General features: G+C 71.6%; 17 protein-coding genes. 8 read left to right on the plus strand and 9 right to left on the minus strand.

What is annotated here, in order from left to right; all coding sequences use genetic code 11:
- Window positions 1–17: 17 nt before the first annotated feature.
- From ACIBI5_RS14550 to ACIBI5_RS14560, 3 genes are all read left to right on the plus strand, one after another.
- Entirely contained in the window at window positions 18–413 is a 396-nt protein-coding gene (locus ACIBI5_RS14550) for a DUF1801 domain-containing protein (protein WP_397246868.1), read from the plus strand.
- A gap of 79 nt (window positions 414–492) precedes the next feature.
- Entirely contained in the window at window positions 493–1,980 is a 1,488-nt protein-coding gene (locus ACIBI5_RS14555; RefSeq protein WP_397246870.1) for an MFS transporter, read from the plus strand.
- Window positions 1,981–2,073: 93 nt separating this feature from the next.
- Window positions 2,074–2,712, plus strand: a complete 639-nt coding sequence (locus tag ACIBI5_RS14560; RefSeq protein WP_397246872.1) for a YoaK family protein — start codon at window positions 2,074–2,076, stop codon at window positions 2,710–2,712.
- Here the strand turns inward: ACIBI5_RS14560 and ACIBI5_RS14565 are convergent.
- Window positions 2,701–3,516, minus strand: a complete 816-nt coding sequence (locus ACIBI5_RS14565) for an SAM-dependent methyltransferase (protein ID WP_397246874.1) — start codon at window positions 3,514–3,516, stop codon at window positions 2,701–2,703. The genes ACIBI5_RS14560 and ACIBI5_RS14565 overlap by 12 nt on opposite strands.
- A 57-nt stretch (window positions 3,517–3,573) precedes the next feature.
- On the opposite strand from ACIBI5_RS14565, the gene ACIBI5_RS14570 reads away from it, so the two are divergent.
- A complete protein-coding gene (locus tag ACIBI5_RS14570; protein WP_397246876.1) occupies window positions 3,574–4,878 on the plus strand; it encodes an FAD-binding oxidoreductase in 1,305 nt (434 codons plus the stop codon).
- Here the strand turns inward: ACIBI5_RS14570 and ACIBI5_RS14575 are convergent.
- The gene (locus tag ACIBI5_RS14575) at window positions 4,875–6,023 is read right to left on the minus strand and encodes an MFS transporter (protein ID WP_397246878.1); all 1,149 of its coding nucleotides are present in this window, start codon (window positions 6,021–6,023) and stop codon (window positions 4,875–4,877) included. The two genes, ACIBI5_RS14570 and ACIBI5_RS14575, sit on opposite strands and share 4 nt — an antisense overlap.
- Window positions 6,024–6,082: 59 nt before the next feature.
- Here ACIBI5_RS14575 and ACIBI5_RS14580 point away from each other — a divergent pair, with 59 nt between their 5' ends.
- A complete protein-coding gene (locus ACIBI5_RS14580) occupies window positions 6,083–7,096 on the plus strand; it encodes an ROK family transcriptional regulator (protein WP_397246880.1) in 1,014 nt (337 codons plus the stop codon).
- Here ACIBI5_RS14580 and ACIBI5_RS14585 read toward each other — a convergent pair.
- Entirely contained in the window at window positions 7,093–7,788 is a 696-nt protein-coding gene (locus tag ACIBI5_RS14585) for a TetR/AcrR family transcriptional regulator (RefSeq protein WP_397246882.1), read from the minus strand. The two genes, ACIBI5_RS14580 and ACIBI5_RS14585, sit on opposite strands and share 4 nt — an antisense overlap.
- A 69-nt stretch (window positions 7,789–7,857) precedes the next feature.
- Between ACIBI5_RS14585 and ACIBI5_RS14590 the strand changes: the two genes are divergently transcribed.
- Window positions 7,858–8,580 carry a siderophore-interacting protein gene (locus ACIBI5_RS14590; RefSeq protein ID WP_397246884.1) on the plus strand — a complete coding sequence of 241 codons (723 nt, stop codon included), beginning with the start codon at window positions 7,858–7,860 and terminating at the stop codon, window positions 8,578–8,580.
- A 1-nt stretch (window position 8,581) separates the two neighbouring features.
- On the opposite strand, the gene ACIBI5_RS14595 is transcribed toward ACIBI5_RS14590, so the two are convergent.
- Window positions 8,582–9,268 (minus strand): hypothetical protein, encoded by a 687-nt coding sequence (locus ACIBI5_RS14595; RefSeq protein ID WP_397246886.1) that lies wholly within the window; start codon window positions 9,266–9,268, stop codon window positions 8,582–8,584.
- Window positions 9,269–9,395: 127 nt separating this feature from the next.
- On the opposite strand from ACIBI5_RS14595, the gene ACIBI5_RS14600 reads away from it, so the two are divergent.
- Window positions 9,396–10,751 carry an MFS transporter gene (locus tag ACIBI5_RS14600; protein ID WP_397246888.1) on the plus strand — a complete coding sequence of 452 codons (1,356 nt, stop codon included), beginning with the start codon at window positions 9,396–9,398 and terminating at the stop codon, window positions 10,749–10,751.
- A gap of 52 nt (window positions 10,752–10,803) precedes the next feature.
- The gene (locus ACIBI5_RS14605) at window positions 10,804–11,694 is read left to right on the plus strand and encodes a carbohydrate kinase (RefSeq protein ID WP_397248022.1); all 891 of its coding nucleotides are present in this window, start codon (window positions 10,804–10,806) and stop codon (window positions 11,692–11,694) included.
- 42 nt (window positions 11,695–11,736) lie between these two features.
- On the opposite strand, the gene ACIBI5_RS14610 is transcribed toward ACIBI5_RS14605, so the two are convergent.
- From ACIBI5_RS14610 to ACIBI5_RS14630, 5 genes are read right to left on the minus strand one after another with little or no spacing between them, the layout of a single operon-like run.
- The gene (locus ACIBI5_RS14610) at window positions 11,737–14,340 is read right to left on the minus strand and encodes a DUF5682 family protein (RefSeq protein WP_397246890.1); all 2,604 of its coding nucleotides are present in this window, start codon (window positions 14,338–14,340) and stop codon (window positions 11,737–11,739) included.
- Window positions 14,337–15,446, minus strand: coding sequence for an AAA family ATPase (locus ACIBI5_RS14615; RefSeq protein WP_397246892.1), 1,110 nt, complete (start codon window positions 15,444–15,446; stop codon window positions 14,337–14,339). Before ACIBI5_RS14615 ends, ACIBI5_RS14610 begins: the two co-directional genes overlap by 4 nt.
- Window positions 15,447–15,455: 9 nt before the next feature.
- Window positions 15,456–16,682 carry a VWA domain-containing protein gene (locus ACIBI5_RS14620; protein WP_397246894.1) on the minus strand — a complete coding sequence of 409 codons (1,227 nt, stop codon included), beginning with the start codon at window positions 16,680–16,682 and terminating at the stop codon, window positions 15,456–15,458.
- Complete coding sequence (locus ACIBI5_RS14625) at window positions 16,679–18,043, minus strand: hypothetical protein (protein ID WP_397246896.1); 1,365 nt, start codon at window positions 18,041–18,043, stop codon at window positions 16,679–16,681. Before ACIBI5_RS14625 ends, ACIBI5_RS14620 begins: the two co-directional genes overlap by 4 nt.
- Entirely contained in the window at window positions 18,043–18,453 is a 411-nt protein-coding gene (locus ACIBI5_RS14630) for a hypothetical protein (RefSeq protein WP_397246898.1), read from the minus strand. The genes ACIBI5_RS14625 and ACIBI5_RS14630 overlap by 1 nt, the downstream gene beginning before the upstream one ends.
- Window positions 18,454–18,581 lie beyond the last annotated feature (128 nt).

Here is an 18,581-nt window from a genome sequence, read left to right on the forward strand (position 1 = left end):
GTACCTGAGGAGGAACGATGTCCTACACCCGTGACCCGCGAGTCGACGCCTACATCGATGACCTGCCCGAGTGGCAGCAGGCCATCTGCCAGGAGGTGCGCGACCTCGCCCACGCCGCCGACCCGGAGCTGAGCGAGACGGTCAAGCGCACCGTCCTGCCGTACTTCGTGCTGCGGGGCAACGTCTGCGCGCTGCTGGCGGCCAAGAACCACGTCAACGTGTTCCTGTACGACGGCGCGATCGTGCCCGACCCCGAAGGCATCATCACCGCGGGCCACGGCAACAAGACCGCCAGGATGATCTCGGTACGGCAGGGCGAGCCGATCAACAGGCCCGCCCTGCTGGCCATGCTCCGGCAGATCATCGCCAACAACCGGGCCGGAGGCTGGCGCCGGATCAAAGCCCAAGGCTGACGCCTGTTGCGCACACCGTTCTCTGTGGGTACAGTGTTCGCATACGGGAACGACGTACTTCGCAGCTGGAGGCAACCCCATGGACGCCCGCAACCCCCGCAGGTGGCTCATCCTCATCGTGTTGTGCCTGAGCACACTCGTGCTCGTCATCGACAACATGGTCCTCACGGTGGCCATCCCGCCGCTGGCCGTCGACCTCGGCGCCACCGCGCAGGACGCCCAGTGGATCCTGGACTCCTACATCCTGGTCTTCGCCGGTCTCCTGCTCACCGCGGGCAGTCTGTCCGACCGGTTCGGCCGCCGCCGGGTGATGATCATCGGACTGGCCCTGTTCGGGCTGTCCTCCTTGGCCGCCACCTTCGCGACCGACCCGGGCACGCTGATCGCCGCCCGCGCCGTCATGGGCATCGGCGGCGCGCTCATCATGCCGAGCACGCTGTCCATCCTGATCGTCGTCTTCGACGAGGAGGAGCGGCGCAAGGCCATGGGCGCCTGGTCGGCCGTGGCCATGCTCGGCCTGGTCGGCGGCCCCGTCCTGGGCGGCGCGCTGATCGCCTGGTTCTGGTGGGGTGCGGTCTTCCTCATCAACGTCCCCATCGCCGCCATCGCCATCGTCGCCGCGCTCGTCCTCATGCCCGAGTCCCGCGGCCCGGCCACCAAGGCCGACCCGCTCGGCGCGATCCTGTCGGCCGTCGGCATGGTCACCCTGGTCTGGACCATCATCGACCTCCCGCACGGCCTCAACTGGGTCAGCCTCGTGACCTCCGTCGTCTCGCTCGCCGCCTTCGTGATCTGGGAACTGCGGACGCCGTACCCGATGGTCCCGCTCGCTCTGTTCCGCAACCGCACCTTCTCCGGCGCCAGCTTCTCCCTCACCCTCGTCCAGGTCGGCAACGGCGGGCTGCTGCTCGTGCTGACCCAGTTCCTGCAGTACGTGCTCGGCTACACGCCCACCGAGGCCGGTATGGCCTTCATCCCGATGGCCATCGCCTCGCTGGTGTTCAACGGGCTCGGCGCCGGGCTGGGCGCCAAGATCGGCAACCGGCCGCTGATCGCGGGGGGCATGCTGGTCATGGCCGGCGGCTTCGTCCTGCTGGCCTCCCTGGGCTCCGGCTCCGGTTTCGTGCTGACGGCGCTCGCGCTGTTCGTCCTGGGCGCCGGTGGCGGGCTGGCCATGCCGGCCGCGATCGCCGCGCTGATGGGCACCGTCCCGCCGGAGCAGGCCGGCGTCGGCTCCGCGCTCAACGACACCATCCAGCAGGCCGGCGCCGCGCTCGGCATCGCCGTCCTGGGCAGCATCCTCACCTCCGGCTACACCGGCGCGCTGCCCGCCGGCGCCCCCGCCGCGGCCAAGAGCTCCATCGGCGACGCCCTGGCCATCGGCGACGCCGGTCTGGCCACCGCCGCCCGGGACGCCTTCACCACCGCGATGTCCAGCGCCTTCACGCTGAGCGCGATCGGTGTCGCGGCGGCCGCCCTGCTCGCCGTCCTGGTCATCCGGGACCGCAAGCCCGCCGCTCCCGAAGCTCCCGCCGCTCCCGAGCGGGAGCTGACGCCCACCCACTGAGGATGAACCCCTTGACCCCGGCCTCGACCAGGCCGGGGTCAAGCGCGTGTCGGGGCGCGGGCGGGCGGTGGCGCGGGGTTAGCCTGCGGTGCGATGAAGAGTGCCGCCGCCTGGCTGCTCCCCGGCGAGGAGCGCGGAGTCCTGCCCGCCATGCTCGTCGTCCTCACCGTGGTGACGGGGATCGTGGACTCGGTCAGCTTTCTCGGCCTGGGCAACGTGTTCGTGGCCAACATGACGGGCAACGTGGTGTTCGTCGGGTTCGCGCTGGCGGGGGTCACGGAACCGAGCCTGTGGGCCTCGCCGCTGGCCATCGCGTCGTTCGCGCTCGGGGCGTGGGCGACGGGGCGGGTGGCGCGCGGGGTGTCGTTCGCGGCGTTCACGCTGGTGCATCTCGGACTGCTCGTCGCGGCCGTTCTCGTGCTGGCCGGGCCCGGGGCGGACGCGGTGGTGATCGTGCTGCTGGCACTGGGCATGGGCATCCAGAACGCCTCCGTACGCCACACCGGTATCCCCGACATGACCACCACGGTGCTGACCACCACGCTGACCGGCCTGGTCGCCGACTCGCCCGGCACCGCCAACCGGCGGCGGGCGGTCTCGATCCTGGCCATGTTCACCGGCGCGCTGATCGGCGGATTCCTGCACCTGCGCGTGGGTGACGCCGCCGCGCTGGCGGTCGCCGCCGTGCTGCTCGCCGCCGTGAGCGCGGTGCTGGTGCGGCTATCCGGCTGAGGGCACGCGGGCCACGCCGCCGAGCAGGCCCGGCTTGCCGAAGTCGGGTTTGTGCTCCTCCCACTCGGGACGCCAGGCGTCGACCGGGACCACGCCGGGATCCAGCAGGTCAAGGCCGTCGAAGTAGGAGCCGAACGTGTCGGCGCCGCGCGGGACCACGGAGCCCGTCGAGGACGACCGGTAGACGGCCTGCCCGGCGCGGACGGTCTCGGTGGCCAGGTCACCGGCATAGCCGTGCGACATGGCGAGATAGCTGCCGGCCGCCATCGACGCGCGCAGATGAGTCACGATCGAGGCCGCCTCCAGGTCGGACGGGACGAAGTGCAGGATCGCGAACAGCAGCACCGCGACCGGCCGCTCGAAGTCGAGGTGGGCGCGGATCTCCGGATGGCCGGTGATCGTCTCGGGCCGCCTGAGGTCGGCGTCGATGACGATGGTCCGCGTGTTGTCGGCCAGCAGGGCGCGCGCGTGGGTGAGGACGATGGGGTCGTTGTCCACATAGGCGATGCGGCAGTCGGGGGCGGCGCCGAGCGCGACCTCGTGCACGTTCTGCTGCGTGGGCAGACCGGCGCCGATGTCGACGAACTGCCGCACCCCCGCCTCGACCAGCACGCGGACCACCCGGATGAGGAAGTCGCGGTTGGCGCGGGCGATCTCGGTGATCTCGGGGACCAGCCGCACGATCTTCTCGGCGGCCTGGCGGTCGGCGGCGAAGTTGTCCTTCCCGCCGAGGAAATAGTCGTACATTCGCGCGACGCTCGGCGTGTGTGGATCGATGCCCGGGACGTGCTCGCCAGCCGACATGGGTAAATCTTAGGTCCAGACGGTCACTATTACCCCGCTGGTTACGTCATAGAGACTATGAAGAGCAATCTGCGTGACGTGATCAAGGGCCAGGTGCTGCTCCCCGGCGACGAGGACTTCGACGAGGCCCGCAAGCCCTGGAACTCCGCAGTGGACCAGCCGGTCGCCGCTGTGGCGCACGCCGCCGACGCCGACGACGTCGCCTCCCTGGTACGGCATGCCGCCCAGGCCGGCCTGACCATCTCCACCCAGCCGAGCGGCCACGGCGCGTCCGGCAACACCGACGGCGTGATCCTGCTGCGCACCGCCGCGCTCGACCGGGTGGAGATCGACCCGGAGCGCCGCCTGGCCCGCGTGGGCGCGGGCGCGCGATGGGGCCAGGTGCAGGCGGCGGCGGGCGAGTACGGCCTGACCGGCCTCGCGGGCAGCATGCCGCTGGTCAGCGTCACCGGCTACACGCTTGGCGGTGGCCTCAGCTGGTTCAGCAGGAAGTACGGCCTGGCCGCCGACGCCGTCCTGGCCTTCGACGTGGTGACCGCCGACGGCGCGCCGGCCCGGGTCACCGCCGACTCCGACCAGGACCTGTTCTGGGCGCTGCGCGGCGGCGGCGGGGACTTCGCGCTGGTCACGGCGGTCGAGTTCGCGCTCTACCCGGAGCCGGAGCTCTACGGCGGCAGCATGATGTGGCCGGACGAGCGCGCGCCCGAGGTGTTCGCCGCCCTGCGCGAGGTCGTGACCTACGCGCCCGACGAGCTGTCGATCTGGCTGAACCGGGTGCAGTTCCCCTCGGCGCCGCCCATGGCCGGGATCAGCACCGCCTTCCTGGGCTCGGCGGAGGAGGGGCGGCGGCTGCTGCGCAGGTTCGAGGAGATCGGCGGGATGCTGTCCGACAGCCGGGGGCCGCTGCCGACCGCGGAGCTGGGCTCCATCACCAACGAGCCGACGAACCCGTCGCCCGGCGTCTCGCGGGGCGAGCTGCTGACCGGGCTCGACGACGAGGCCGTGGCGATCCTGCTCGCCGAGCCGATCGACCCGCTGATCAACGTTCAGGTCAGGCAGCTGGGCGGGGCACTGGCCAGGGGCGGGGAAGGCGCGAGTGGCGGGGTGGCGGAGCCGTACCTGCTCTATCTGCTCGGTCTGGCGATCGACCCGCAGCTCTCCGCGGCGTCGCGGGACAAGCAGGAGCGCCTCGTGGCGGCGCTGGGCGAGCGGGTGCCGGGGCGCAAGCCGTTCACCTTCGTGGCGTCGGGGGAGAGCGCGGCGGCGGCGTTCTCCGCGCAGACGCTCCAGCGGCTGCGGGCGATCAAGCGGGCCCGCGACCCCGAGGGCGTCTTCCGCTCCAACTTCCCCGTGCTCGGCTAGGACGGGCACGGCTCCCGCGCGGGGGCGGGGCGCAGCGCGCCGGCCAGGACGCCCATGAGGAGCACGGCCACGATGATCAGGGCGAAGGCTGCGGGATAGGACAGGACGTCCGCGGCCCCGCCGATCACGGCGGGCGCGATCAGGCTGGACAGGTAGGTGATCGTGGTCACGCCCGCCACGCCCTCGCCCGGCGAGCTCCCGGTACGGCCGGCCGCCGCGTAGGCCAGCGGTGCGCTGACCGCGACCCCGATCCCGATCAGCGCGAAGCCCACGGCGCACACCCAGGTCGTGCGACCGGCGACGACCAGGACCCCGCCGACGGCGGCGACGATCCCGCCCGCGCGGACGACGCCGACCGCGCCGAACCGGCCGACGATCCGGTCGCCGAGCAGCCGGGTCCCGGCCATGAAGAGCATGAAGACCGTGTAGGTGGCGGCCGCCGCGGCGGGTGCGGCGGCGGTGACCTGGGTGACGTAGACGGCGGCCCAGTTGGCGGAGGCGCCTTCGGCGAAGGTGCCGCAGAAGCCGACCAGCCCGATCGCCGCGATGGCCCGCGTGGGCAGCGCGAACCTGCGCGGCGCCGGCTCGCCGGCGGCGGCGGGTTCGTCGGCCAGCAGTCCGCGCCCGGCGACGGTGCTCAGCCCGAGCAGCAGGACGGCGACGGCCGCCAGATGCAGCCGGGCGTCGATGCCCAGGTGGGCGGCGAGCACGCCGAGCCCGCCCGCGGCGAGGCTGCCGACGCTCCACAGGCCGTGCAGCCCGGCGATGATGGAGCGGCCGAGCCTGCGCTCCAGGACGACGGCGTGCGCGTTCATGACCACGTCGCTGGTGCCCGCGGCGGCGCCGAGCAGCAGGAACGCCCCGAACAACCACCCGGGCCCCGGCGCGATCACGGGCGCCAGGACCAGGACGCACCACAGCGCGATGAGGATGCGCGTGGCCCGCCGCCCGCCGATCCGGTACGCCAACCGGCCGGCCATCGGCATCCCGATGAAGGCTCCGATGGGCTGGCAGAGCAGCACGAGCCCGAGCATGCCGGGAGTGAGCGCGAAGTGGTCCTGCAGCCAGGGGATCCGCGTGGACAGGCTGCCCGCGACGGCCCCGTGGGTGGCGAACACGAGAGCGATGGCGCGATGGTTGGTCACAGACGAGAAATTAACAGTTAGCCTTCCTGATGAAAAGAGCGCGTGGCTATCATGGGCCCGTGAAGACCGCGACCCCGGCCATGGCGCGCGCCATCAACGATCGGCTCGCCCTCGACCTGCTGCTCGAACGCGGCCCGCTGACCGCTCCACAGCTGCGCGAGATCACCGGCCTGTCCCGGCCCACGGTCTCCGACCTGGTCGAACGGCTGCGCTCGGCCGGACTGATCGAGGTCACCGGCGAGTCGGGCGAGGACCGGCGCGGGCCGAACGCCCGGGTCTACGGGCTGGTGGCCGATCGCGCGCACGTCGCCGGGGTGGACATCCGCTGGACCGGCCTGCGCGTGACCGTGGCCGACCTGACCGGGCGTGAGGTCGGCACCGCCGTACGGGAGCCTTCTGAAGACCTGTACGAGGCGATCACCGGAGCGGTCGCGCAGGCCGCGGGCGGGCGGCGGCTGCAGGCGGTCGTGATCGGCTCGCCCGGCCTCGTCCACCCGGAGACCAGCGCGCTGACCAGCGACTACCGCGTGCGCGGCTGGCATCCCGGCCTGCTCGGCGAGCTACGGCGGAGCCTGGGCGTCCAGGTCGTCCTGGAGAACGAGACCAACCTGGCGGCCATCGCCGAGCACCGGCAGGGCTCGGCTCGCGGCGTCGCCGACTTCGTGCTCATGTGGCTGGACGACGGCGTCGGCGGCGCGATCGTCCTGGGCGGCAAGCTGCGCAGGGGCATGTCCGGCGGCGCCGGCGAGATCGGCACGCTCGACCTGGGCATGCACGACCCGACCCTCTGCCGTGCGGTCGAGGTCGCGCTGGAGGACGGCACGGGCCTGGCCGAGCGCGTCGCGAGGGGCGTGTTCGCGGTCGTCGCCGTGCTCGACCCCGGACTGGTCGTGCTCGGCGGACGCATCGGCCGGGAGGGCGGCGAGGAGCTGGCCGCGCTGGTCGAGGAGCAGGTCGCGTTGCGCTCGCCGGCGCCCACCCGGGTGCGGCCGAGCACGGTCGAGGGCAACGCCGTCCTGCAGGGCGCCGTGCTGACCGCGCTGGACCTGGCCCGTGACGAGGTGTTCGGCTAGCGGAAGCCGAGCCTCTCGCCCAGCTCGCGCAGGCACTCCTCGTAGACCGGGGACAGGTCGGTGAAGGCGAAGTCGAGCTGGTGAAGGACCTCCATGCACAGCAGGCCGTACAGGCGGATCCAGCAGGACAGGAAGACGTGCGCGGCCTCGGGCGGCAGCGCGCCGCCGATGGCGGCCGAGTAGTCGCGTAGCTGCTCCTGCAGGGAGGGCGGCAGGTCGGCCAGGTTGGGCACGGGGAAGGGCCTGGTCTGCCACAACTCCGTGACCAGGCCGCTGAAGATCTGTTCGAAGCGGTGGGCGGCCTGGTATCGGGGTGATTCCGGCAGCTTGTTGGGCGGGCTCGGCGGGCTGGCGAAGATCCAGCCGAACTCGGCCGGGTGCGTGATCGCCCACGTGCGCATGGCGTGGCACGTCTCCAGGATGCGCGTCTCCAGCGGCTCGCCCGAGTGCCGGTCGCGGGTGGTCTCCATCACCTCGGCCACCTCGCGGAAGAAGCCCGCGGTGACGGCGCCGACCAGCTCGTCGTGCCCGGAGTAGTAGTGGTAGAGCGCGGGGCCGCTCATCCCCACCTCCCTGGCGACGGCGTTGATCGTGACCGCGCCCGATCCCTGTTCGACCAGCAGCCGCCGCGCCGCCGCGTGAATCTCGGCCAGTGTCGCCTGCCGGAGTCTGTCCCGCCTTGTCGTTGCCACATTGACATCCTAGAGCATCTATGTTTGCTTAATAGCTCTAAGTTAGCCTATCGCTATTAAGGAGGCGTGATGCGGAAATACTTCGCCCGTTACACGGTCGAGGCGACCGTCACCCACAACGAGCTGGTCACGCCCACGATGCGGCGGATCCGGCTGGTGGCGAGCGCGCCGATCGGCCTGCCGTACCGGCCGGGCCAGCACGTCAGGGTCCAGATCACCGACCCGCTGTCGGTCCCCGGAATCCTGCGGCCCGGTGAGACGCTGCGCACGTACACCATCTGGGAGCTCGACGGGCTCGCCATCGAGCTGCGCGTGCACGACTATCCCGGTGACGGCATCGGCCTGGTCTGGGCCCGCGAGACCAAGCCCGGCTCGGCCGTCACGCTGTGGTGGCCGCAGGGCGACTTCTTCACCCGCGAGGCGCCGTTCCACGTGTTCGTCGGCGAGGAGACGGCGAGCGCCGCGTTCGGGCCGATGATCCGCGAGCTCGGGCCGGCGGCGGAGGTGTACGGGGTGCTGGAGAGCGAGAGCGCCGAGCACGACCTGCCGATGCCCGGCGAGCACCCGCTGCGGCGCGTTCACCGGCGCGGTGTCCCCGCCGTGTCCTCGACCGTGCTGCTGGCCGGGCTGGCCGAGCTGGAACTGCCCGGCAACACCGGCGCCGCCTACGTGGCGGGTGAGGCGAAGACCTGCCAGATGGTCCGCGATTTTCTGGTGCGCGAGCGGAACTGGGCCCGTACCTCGATCAAGGTCAAGCCTTTCTGGGCCCTCGGGAAGAAAGGGCTGCACTGAGTCAGATCAGCGTGCTCAGACCGGTGTGGAGTTCGGCGCGCTCCTCGTCCGTGAGGACCTTGTACGGCTCGGCCGCCGCCACGTTGGTGGCGTGTTCGATCTCGGCGTGCAGGGGGCCTTCCCGCAGGTTCACCACCTCCCCGGCGGTGAGGCCCGCTGCCCGCCAGGCGGCGGCGTGGGCGTCGGCCCGGCTGTAGCGGAGCACGGCCAGGCGGTTGAACAGCAGGAGACCCGGTGCGGCGCCGGGTGGTTCGTAGGGCGGGGCCATCAGTTCCAGCGCGCCGCCCGGTCGCCTGGGGGCGGCGGCCAGCACGCGGGCCACCTGGGCGGCCAGGCGCGTCACGTCGGGCCAGATCCTGGCGGCGGTGGCTTCGTGGTGGGCGTACAGGGCCCTGATGAACGCGGTGGTCTTGGGGGTCGGGTGGAGGGCGTCCGTTTCTTTGAGTGTGCCTTGGGCCAGGTGGACGGCCACTTCTTCCGCCAGGTCCGCGGGCTTCGTGTAGCGGTAGATCGTGGACAGGCCGGCACGGGTCAGGGGACGGAGGGGGAGCGTGGAGCGCAGGTCGACCAGGAAGCCCGGGGTGAACGCCGGGTGCTCGAAGCCGGGGCGGGCGGCGGCGTGAAGGTTGACGTGGGCGGCGTCGATGACCGGCGCGATACGGGCGGCGAAGAGGTGAAGATTCGGCATTACGGGGAGATTATGCGGCATCCGTAGCGGATCGGCAGGGGATCGGAACCGGCTGGGAGCAGGGTGAAACCGGTTCGACCGGGCTGGTGTTCAACCACCGCTCATCCCTCTCGCCCCAGGAGCCGTCGTGGTCCTCGCCAGCCCAGCCGTGCGCAGCCCCAGCCGCTGGCTGCCCCTGCCCGTCGTGCTGGTCGCGGTGTTCGTGACCACGCTCGACTTCTTCATCGCCAACGTCGCCATCCCCTCCATCCGCACCGACCTCGCCGCCGGTCCCGCCGCGACGCAGCTCGTGTTCGGCGGGTACGGCCTGGCCTACGCCGCCGGGCTGATCATCTCCGGCCGCCTCGGGGACCTTTACGGGGCGCGCAGGATCTTCATGGCCGGGCTCGCGCTGTTCACGCTGGCCTCCGTGGCCGCCGGTACGGCACCGGGCATCCTCGCGCTGATCGTGGCCCGGGTCGTGCAGGGGAGCGCGGCCGCTCTCCTGGCGCCGCAGGTCCTCACGCTGATCGGCGCCCTCTACCCCGGCGCCGACCGCGCTCGGGCCTTCGGCTGGTACGGCACCGCCACCGGCGTGGCCGGCGTCAGCGGGCAGGTGGTCGGCGGACTGCTGATGGCGGCGGACCTCGGCGGGCTGGGCTGGCGCGCGGTCTTCCTCATCAACCTGCCCATCGGCGTCGCCGCCCTGCTGGCGGCCAGGATCGTCCTCCCCGAGCTCCCGGCCTCCGCTCCGGCGGTTGCGGGGCGGACGTTGGACGTGCCGGGAGCGCTGCTGGTCGCGGGTGGGCTGGCGGCGATCGTGCTGCCGCTGGTGCAGGGGCCGGAACTGGGCTGGCCGCCGTGGACCTGGCTGCTGCTCGCCCTTTCCGCGCCCCTGCTCACGGCGTTCGTGGCCCGCCAGCGTACGCGCCCCGAACCCCTGCTGGACCTGCGCGTGTTCGGAGAGCCGGGCTTCGCGCGCGGGCTGGTGGCCGTGGCACTGCTGTTCGGCGGGTCGGCGGGGTTGTCGTTCGTCCTGGCCGTCTACCTGCAGGACGGCCTGGGTCTCGGGCCGCTGGCCGCCGGGATGGTCTTCACCGCGCTCAACGCGGGCTTCTTCGTGGCCTCCCTGCGCCGGGGCCGCCCGGTGGCCGGAGCACTGGCCATCGTGGCCGGTCTGGTACTGGTGCGCGGGGCGGTCGGCGCGGGCGAGCCGTACCTGATAGCGGCGGCGCTCGGAGTGGTCGGGGCAGGGATGGGCCTGCTGATGTCCCCGCTGATCTCGGCCGTCCTGGCGAGAGTACGCAGGGAGCGGGCCGGCGCCGCGGCCGGAGTGCTGGGCACCGCCCAGGAGACCGGCGGCGTCCTGGGCGGAACGCTGACCGGCGCCGTCTTCCTGGCCGCCGCCGACCGGGGCTGGACGGCGGCGGCCCAGAGCGCGCTGGTGCTGCTCGTGGTGCTCGCGGCGGTCGTGGCCGTGCTCGTCTTCTCCAACAGGCAGTAGTTTCGCTCTGACGGTCCTGGGAGGTTCGGTGATCGCGGTGCTGGGGGAGTGTGTGGCGGACGCGTTCTCTGGTGAGGCGGTCCGCGGGGAGCCGGCGCTTCGGGTGCTGCCGGGGGGCGGTCCGGCCAACACGGCGGTGGCGCTGGGGAGACTGGGGACGCCCACTCGGTTTCTGGGGCGGATTTCTGGTGATGTGTTCGGGCGGCTGTTCAGGGAGCGGCTGGTCGGGGCCGGGGTCGATGTCTCCGGGGTGGTGGACGCCGCCGAGCCGAGCACGCTGGCCGTCGCCACGCTCGATGCGGCCGGGCGGGCCGTCTACTCCTTCCACGCCGACGGGGCGGCGGATTTTCAATGGAGCAGGGCCGAGCTCGGGCTCGATCGGCTCGGCGAAGCGTCGTGCTTGCACACGGGGTCGCTGGCGCTGGTCAAGGAGCCTGGGGGCGAGGCTGTGGCCCACTTCGTGGCGGCCGCGGCGCCGTACGCGACGATCTCCATCGATCCCAACGTACGGCCCGGCCTCGCCGGTCGAGAGGCCTACCTGAAGCGACTGCCCGGCGGCGCCGACATTCTGCGGCTCAGCGAAGAGGATCTGGCCTTCCTGCTGCCGGGAACCTCCCAGGAGGCCGCCTGCGACCGATGGCACGGGCAGGGCGTACGCCTGGTCGTGGTGACCCGGGGCGCCGCCGGGGCGATGGTGTCACTGGACGGCGAGCGGGTCGTGGTGCCCGGCGTGCCGGTCGAGGTGGTGGACACGGTGGGCGCGGGGGACGCGTTCACCGCCGGGCTGCTGCACCGGTTGCACGGACATCTCGGCGGCCGCCTGGACCGGCTCGACCTGGAGACCGCCCGCGCGGCCGCCGCCTTCGCCGCCGAGGTGGCCGCGCTGACCTGCACGGTCGCGGGCGCCGACCTGCCCGGCCGGGGGCCGGCGGCGGACGACTGACGGAAGCGGCCGGCCGAAGCCCGGCCGCTTCCGCGCGGGTGGTCAGGTCAGAACGCCCGCGACAGCCACCCCGGTCTCCGGGTACGCCGCCAGCAGAGCGCCGATCTCGGCGTTCAGGTCGGCGACCGGCTCACATCCCAGCAGCTCCCCGACCGCCGCCCCGGTCGCCGGATGCGCGGCCAGCAACTCACTGACCGGCCCGGAAGCCGCCACGGCCTTGCGCGACGAAGGCTTGGCCAGCCACGGCGGCGTGAACGAGTCCACCTCGCCCAGCCGGGCGGGGAACGTCCGCTCGGCCTCACGAACCAGCACCGGCACCAGCTCGGGCGCCTGCTCCCGCAGGGCGGTGATCAGCTTGGGCAGCCAGGGCAGCAGCACGTCGTCGGGCAACTGCCCGAACGCCCTGGACAACACCTCCACCACGAACGGCGCCAGCGCGGGCGCCGACTCCAGCGCCTGCACGAACCCGCTCACGTACTGCGGCACCGACGGCACCACCAGCGGGCTGCCGAGCAGCTCACCGACCAGCTCCCGCAGCTCGGCCATGCTGAGCAGCCCGAGCTGGTAGCGCGCCGTCCACAGCAGCGCCACCTTCGCCGGCACCGTGGGGTGCGACTGCTGTACGGCCAGCTCAAGCTGAGCCCGGTCGCAGCCCAGCGACAACGCCAGGCTCTCCATCGTGAACAGGAACCCGAGCATCGCGCCCACCTGGCGGACCCCGGTCTCCTCCTCGACGAAGGCCGTGGGCAGCAACGTGCAGTAGTGCGCGTACCCGGTGGTCACGAACGCCTTGGCCCACTCCGGCAGCTCCGGCTCCGTGGCCCGGTAGTGGGCCAGCAGGCGGCGGATGCGCCGTAGCACGTCGGGGGCGTCGTCGACGGTGCGCTCGCCGGACAGCAACTGGATGGCGCGGGCCCCGAGCTCGTCGGTGAACCGCCTGCTGCCCAGGTAGAGGATGGAGTCCTCGACCGCGTCCAGCGCCGCCGACGCGGTCGCCTTCGGGTCCCAGACCGCGCGCCGTAGCCGCTGTTCAAGGACCTGTTCGATGGTGACGCCCTCGTAGCCCAGCTCGATGATCGAGCGCTGGTTGCGGCCGATCGACAGGTCCCAGCTCTCCTGGTGGGAGCGCTCGCCGAGCCGGCGCGAGCCCATGATGGGCCGGACGGCGTCGTCGGGCAGGAGCCTGCGCAGGATCCACAGCAGGTGGGAGCAGGGTTCGAGCTCGGGCTGGGCGTCGAGGTCGATCAGGGCCCGTTGGATGGTCCGCTTCTCCAGGTCGAGCCCAAGCGGCTTGAGCCGGTCGAGGACGTCTCTGGCCAGGGGCGGCAGCGAGTCGTAGCCGACCTGCCCGACCTTGTCGCCGCCGAGCATGATCTCGACCAGCCGCCGTACGTCCCTGCGGCCGGGCACGACGTCCTTCTCGATGCAGGTGACCGCGGCGTCCTGGAAGTCGTACGGCGTAGGCCGCTTCCTGTTGCGCATGCCCGCGAGCAGGATCGACGTCTCGAACACCGCGATGGCGTCGGCGGTGCTGGCCAGGTAGCCGTTGCGCCTGGCCAGCCGGACGATCTCGACGCACCACCCGAGCAGCTCCGCCTCGTCGAAGCCGTCGAGGACGGGCGGCTGGGTGAGGAAGGCGTGCAGCCCTTGCGACTCGACCGGGGCGGGCGCCTTGCCCTTGCGCTTGGAGCCGAGCTGGTAGGAGGCCAGGCCGTGCCGTTTAAGCGACTTGTCCCAGGTCGCGGCCGCGATCGAGACCGAGCCCGGCGCGAGGCCGAACTGGTTCTCGATGGCCGAGTGGCTGGAGGGGATGAGCCCGTAGAGCCAGCTCGTCTTGGTGCGCGGGCTGATGTCGAGGTGCTCGTCCATGACCGGGCTGGCGGCGTGGAAGGCACCGCACACGTACAGGCAGTCGGCGGGGTCGGCGCCGGTCGCGGCCAGGTGCTCGCGCATCCTGGTCCACATGTAGCGCTCGCGGTCCTCGTCCACCTCGTTGCCGCCGGGCTTGATGCGGCGGAACAGGCTGCCGATGAGCACCATGACCTGGCGGTAGGTCTCGTAGTCCGCGCCGGACAGCGGCTGCTCGACGTACTGGTCCCACCACTCCGACCAGTGGCGCACCTTGCCGTGGTGGAGCAGGTGCTCCTCCAGGGCGGCGAAGCCGGGCCGCAGGTCGCCGATCTCGATGCCGACGTCGGCCGACTCCGCCCGCGGCTCCCACTGGAACACGTGGTCGACCGACCGGTCCACCAGGACGATCTCCACGCCCGGGGTGTCCAGGGCGTAGGCGATGGCCTGGTACTCCGCGGACGACTCGGTGATGGGCGCGACCACGCTCAGCGGCGCCCACTCCTTCGGGAAGCCGTCGATGTCGGTGGCGAAGGCCTGCAGCGCGACCGGGAGCTTGCAGTTGTGCAGCTCGTCCAGGACGGGTCGCAGGTCTTCGCACAACTCCAGGTAGATGACCTTGGGCTGCTTCTCCCTCAGCCGCCGGACCATCGCCAGCCCGGAGGCCGGCGAGTGGTGGCAGACCGGGAAGATCTCCACATCGGTCCGCAGCGCCTGCTCGACGTCGTCGATCAGACCGGCGCCGAACGTCTCCGCGGCGCTCGCGAGCTGCTCGCGCAGGGGGTCGAAGGGGTTCATGACAGGGTGGAGATCGCCTCACGGCCGCCGTCGAGGAATTCCTTCCACGGCCCGCCCTCGTCCTTCTTGCTGCGCGGCTCGATGACGCCGTGCAGGTACTTGTTGAGAATCGCCAGATCCTCGGGGCTGCGCCGGGCCAGCGAGCCGACCAGCGAACTGGCCAGGGTCGCCGCCTTCAGCGTGTTGTCGCCGAAGAACTGGCTGTGCAGGATGGCGTCCTCCAGCACGCCGATCTGCTCGGCGGTGGACAGCGCCGACTCCAGCTTCTCGTCGTCGCTGGTGGCCGAGGCGGCGGCGGCGCGCAGGTCGGCGAAGCTCTGCAGCAGGATGTCCAGCAGCGTCGGCGGCAGCTCCAGCTCGATCTGGTGCCTGCGCAGCAGCTCCTCGGTACGGAAGCGGACGATCTCCGCCTCGCTCTTCTTGTTCGTCACCACGGGGATGCGCACGAAGTTGAACCGGCGCTTCAGGGCCGAGGACAGGTCGTTGACGCCCCGGTCACGGCTGTTGGCGGTGGCGATGATGGAGAAGCCGGGCTGGGCGAAGACGATGTTGTCGTCATCGGGCAGCTCGGGGATGGAGACGTACTTCTCCGAAAGGATCGAGATCAGCGCGTCCTGCACGTCGCTGGTGGAGCGGGTCAGCTCCTCGAAGCGGCCGATCACGCCGCGTTCCATCGCGGTCATGATGGGCGAGGGGATCATCGACTCCTTGGACTGGCCCTTGGCGATGACCATGGAGACGTTCCAGGAGTACTTGATGTGGTCTTCCGTGGTGCCGGCCGTACCCTGGACGACCAGTGTGGAGTTGCGCGAGATCGCCGCGGACAGGAGCTCGGCCAGCCAGCTCTTGCCCGTGCCGGGGTCGCCGATGAGCAGCAGGCCGCGGTCGGAGGCGAGCGTGACGACGCTGCGCTCGACGAAGCTGCGGTCGCCGAACCACTTCTGCGGGATGTCGCGGTCGAGTCCGTCGGCGCGGTCGGAGCCGAGCACGAAGATGCGCACCATGCGCGGGCTGAGCCGCCAGGAGAACGGCTTCGGGGAGGTGTCGATCGACTCGAGGTAGTCGAGCTCTTCGGCGAACTTGATCTCTGCGGGGGCACGCAGCAACGGAGGCTCCTAGGTGTTCAGGAAAGTCTTGAGCTCGTTGACGAGCTTGCGGATGTGTCCGGAGATGACCGGTGTGCCGAGGGCTTTGAGCTTCTGGCGGTACCACGGGTCCACGCTGGCGTGGCCCGAGCTGTTCACCGAGCCCACCGGGATGAACTTGACGCCCGACTTGTGCAGCGCCTCGAAGTCCGTGATCAGCGACCGGTTGTCGTAGAAGTCGGAGATCCACACCATGACGGTGTTGCGCGGATCGGTGATCTTCGGGCGGGCCAGCGCCATCGCGACCGTGCCGTTGGTGCCGCCGCCGAGCGTGGTGCGCAGCAGCACCTCGAACGGGTCGTTCACCCACGGGGTCAGATCGAGCGCCCGGGTGTCGTACGCGACCAGGTGCACGTCCACCTTCGGCAGCCCGGAGAAGATCGAGGCCAGGATCGTGCAGTTGACCATCGCGTCCACCATCGAGCCCGACTGGTCGACGACCACGATCATCTTGGCCGGGGTGGTGCGCTTGGCGGTCTGCTTGTAGAAGAGCTTGTCGACGTAGAGCCGTTCGTCCTCGGGGCTCCAGTTGGTGAGGTTCTTCCAGATCGTGCGCTCAAGGTCGAGGTTGCGGTAGACGCGCTTCGGCGGCACCGACCGGTCGATCGTGCCCGCGCTGGTCTTCTCCACCTGTGTACGCAGCACCTGGGCGACCTCGTCGACGAACCGGCGGATCAGCGCCTTGGCGTTGGCCAGCGCCACGCCGGAAAGGTTCGCCTTGTCGCGCAGCAGCTGCTCGATCAGCGACATGCTGGGCGTGAGCTGCTTGGCCAGCTGCGGGTCGGCCAGCACCTCGCGCAGGTGCATGCGCCTGACCAGGTCGGCCTCGACCTTGCCGAGCTCGCCCGCCGCCTCGCCGCCGAACGCCTCCTGCAGCCATCCGGCGTCCTGCTTCCACCCGGCCAGCTGGGTGGCGCTGACCGTGCCGTTGCCGGTGGCGAACGTGTTGAGCAGCAGCTTCGACACCAGCGCCGCGTTGGTCACCTCGTCGCCGTCCAGCTTGCGCAGCCTGTCGGCCAGCTCGGGATGGCGCTGCACCAGGTTGTCGATGGACACGCCCGGGTCGAGCAGCGCGGGCGGCAGCCCGAGGTCGTCGACGATGGCGACGCTGGCCTTCTCCAGAGACGGCTGCTCCTCGCCCTCGAACACGCGTGCCAGCAGGCGCCAGTAAAGGATCTGACGTCGGGTTTCGCTCATTTGCGCAACAACCGTCCCGCTCGCTCCTTGAGCACCGAGACGGGGTCGCCGGCCTTGGCGCCGCTCTTGAGCACCTTCTGGTCGGTGGGTCCCTGCGCCCAGTCGCCGTTGTGCGCGGCCACCGGCTCCTTCTTCACACTCGCCTGTACGGCCAGCGGTTGCAGCCGCCATCCCCCGCCGTCCCAGCGCATCAGCCCGATGCACGCGGTGGACGCCTTGAGCAGCTGGGGCGTCAGCGGCCCCGACTGCGGCAGCCGGTCGAGGTCGAAGGGCAGCTCGGCGCCGTCGAGCCGGATCACGGCCCCGTCGCTCTTGTAGCCCTCGACGAACACCGGCTCGGCGACGCGGACCGGGTGGCGGTCCAGCGGCGGCACCGCCGGCGCGCTCGCCCCGCCGAGCTGGACCCGGGCGGTGGCGAACGGGTCGCTGTAGGCGCCCGCGCCGGCCTTGGCCTCCTGCCAGAGCAGGTCGCCGCTGGGCAGCAGGGTCATGCCGGTGATCTCCAGGCTGAGGTGCTTGGCCAGCGCGCCGGTCAGCACGGGGTAGTCCTGGAACAGCTGCCACACGAACGGCCCGGCGATCGTGTCGACCTTGGCCGCGGACACGCTGGTGCGCACCAGGCGGCCGTGCGGCTCCAGGATCGCGTGGAGCTGGATCTGCGCGGCCGTACCGTGCTCGTGGATGTCGACACCGAGTGGCAGCAGCCGGCCGGAGACCTCTTCGGCGCCCTCCACCGCGCCCGTCTGGGTGAGCAGCAGGGCGCGCGCCCACAGGTCGGCCCAGCGGCGCACGGGCAGATGCTCCATCGCGCCGACCGGGGAGGAGGCGCGCAGCTCCGCGGCGAGGCCGTCGAGCAGGACGCCCGCCCGGCGCAGCCGCGGTTCGGCCAGCATGCCCTGGATCGCCTGGTCGGCGGAGGAGGCGAGTTCGTGGTCGACGCCGCGCCAGCCGGTGATGGCCAGCTCGGCCAGCCAGGAGCGGCAGGCGCTGGTGAGCGGGTCGGCGGCCGAGGGCTGGGCGCCGCTCCAGGGCGCGCGGGTACGGCCGAGCGCGGTGTCGAGCCGGGCGAGCAGCGCGTCGTGCACCGCGCCGAGCAGCGTGGTGCGCGCTCCGGCCAGCGCCGTCAGGTGCTCCTCCGCGATCGAGCCCGCGGTGAGCTTCCCGGCGGCGTCCGCGGCCAGGGGGCCGAGGGGAGTGGCGGCGACCGCGCCGGCGAGCGCGGTCAGCGCTTCCGCGCGCTCCTCACCCAGGCGGGCGAAGCCGTTGGCCAGCGCGTCGTCGAAGCCGGCCACCAGGCCGAGCGCCTCGTCGAGTCCGGGCTGCGGGCCTTCGCGCAGGGCCGCGAGCTGCGTGGCGAGCATCAGCTCACCGCCCCGAGCGAGGGGAACCAGTGCATCTCGGCGACCGGTTCGCCGGTGGCGGGCAGTTCGAGGTAGGCCAGGTGCCGCAGGAAGCGGCTGAAGACCACGGCGGCGGGGATGGACTCGTGCCCGCCGTCCAGGTTGCGCACCAGGTCGCCCGCGCGCTCGCCCTCGACGCGCAGGTAGCGGGCCACCTGATCGAGGCCGTACTGCAGGACGGCCTCGTCGACCAGCGAGTGCAGGTGCTTGCACGGCGCGCCGCGCAGCCCGCCGCAGGGCCGGTTGTTGTTGGTGCTGCAGTTGTAGCCGTGGGTTCCGGCGGTGATCGAGGAGACGTACACCCGCTCGATGTCGGAACCGCTGGACACCACACCTTGCAGCCGGCCCTCCGCCATCTCGACGAAGGGCACTTTAGCCAGCTTGCGCGGTTGGATGGGTGATACCACCCGCAACGCGCTGAGCTGCTCCCACGCGGGTCTGTCCGCGTTCAAAGGACGACCTCCAAGATTGGTATCGGTCGATCAGTGAACGGGAATTT

The sequence above is a fragment of the Nonomuraea sp. NPDC050540 genome, assembly GCF_044457485.1.
Classification (GTDB): Bacteria; Actinomycetota; Actinomycetes; order Streptosporangiales; family Streptosporangiaceae; genus Nonomuraea.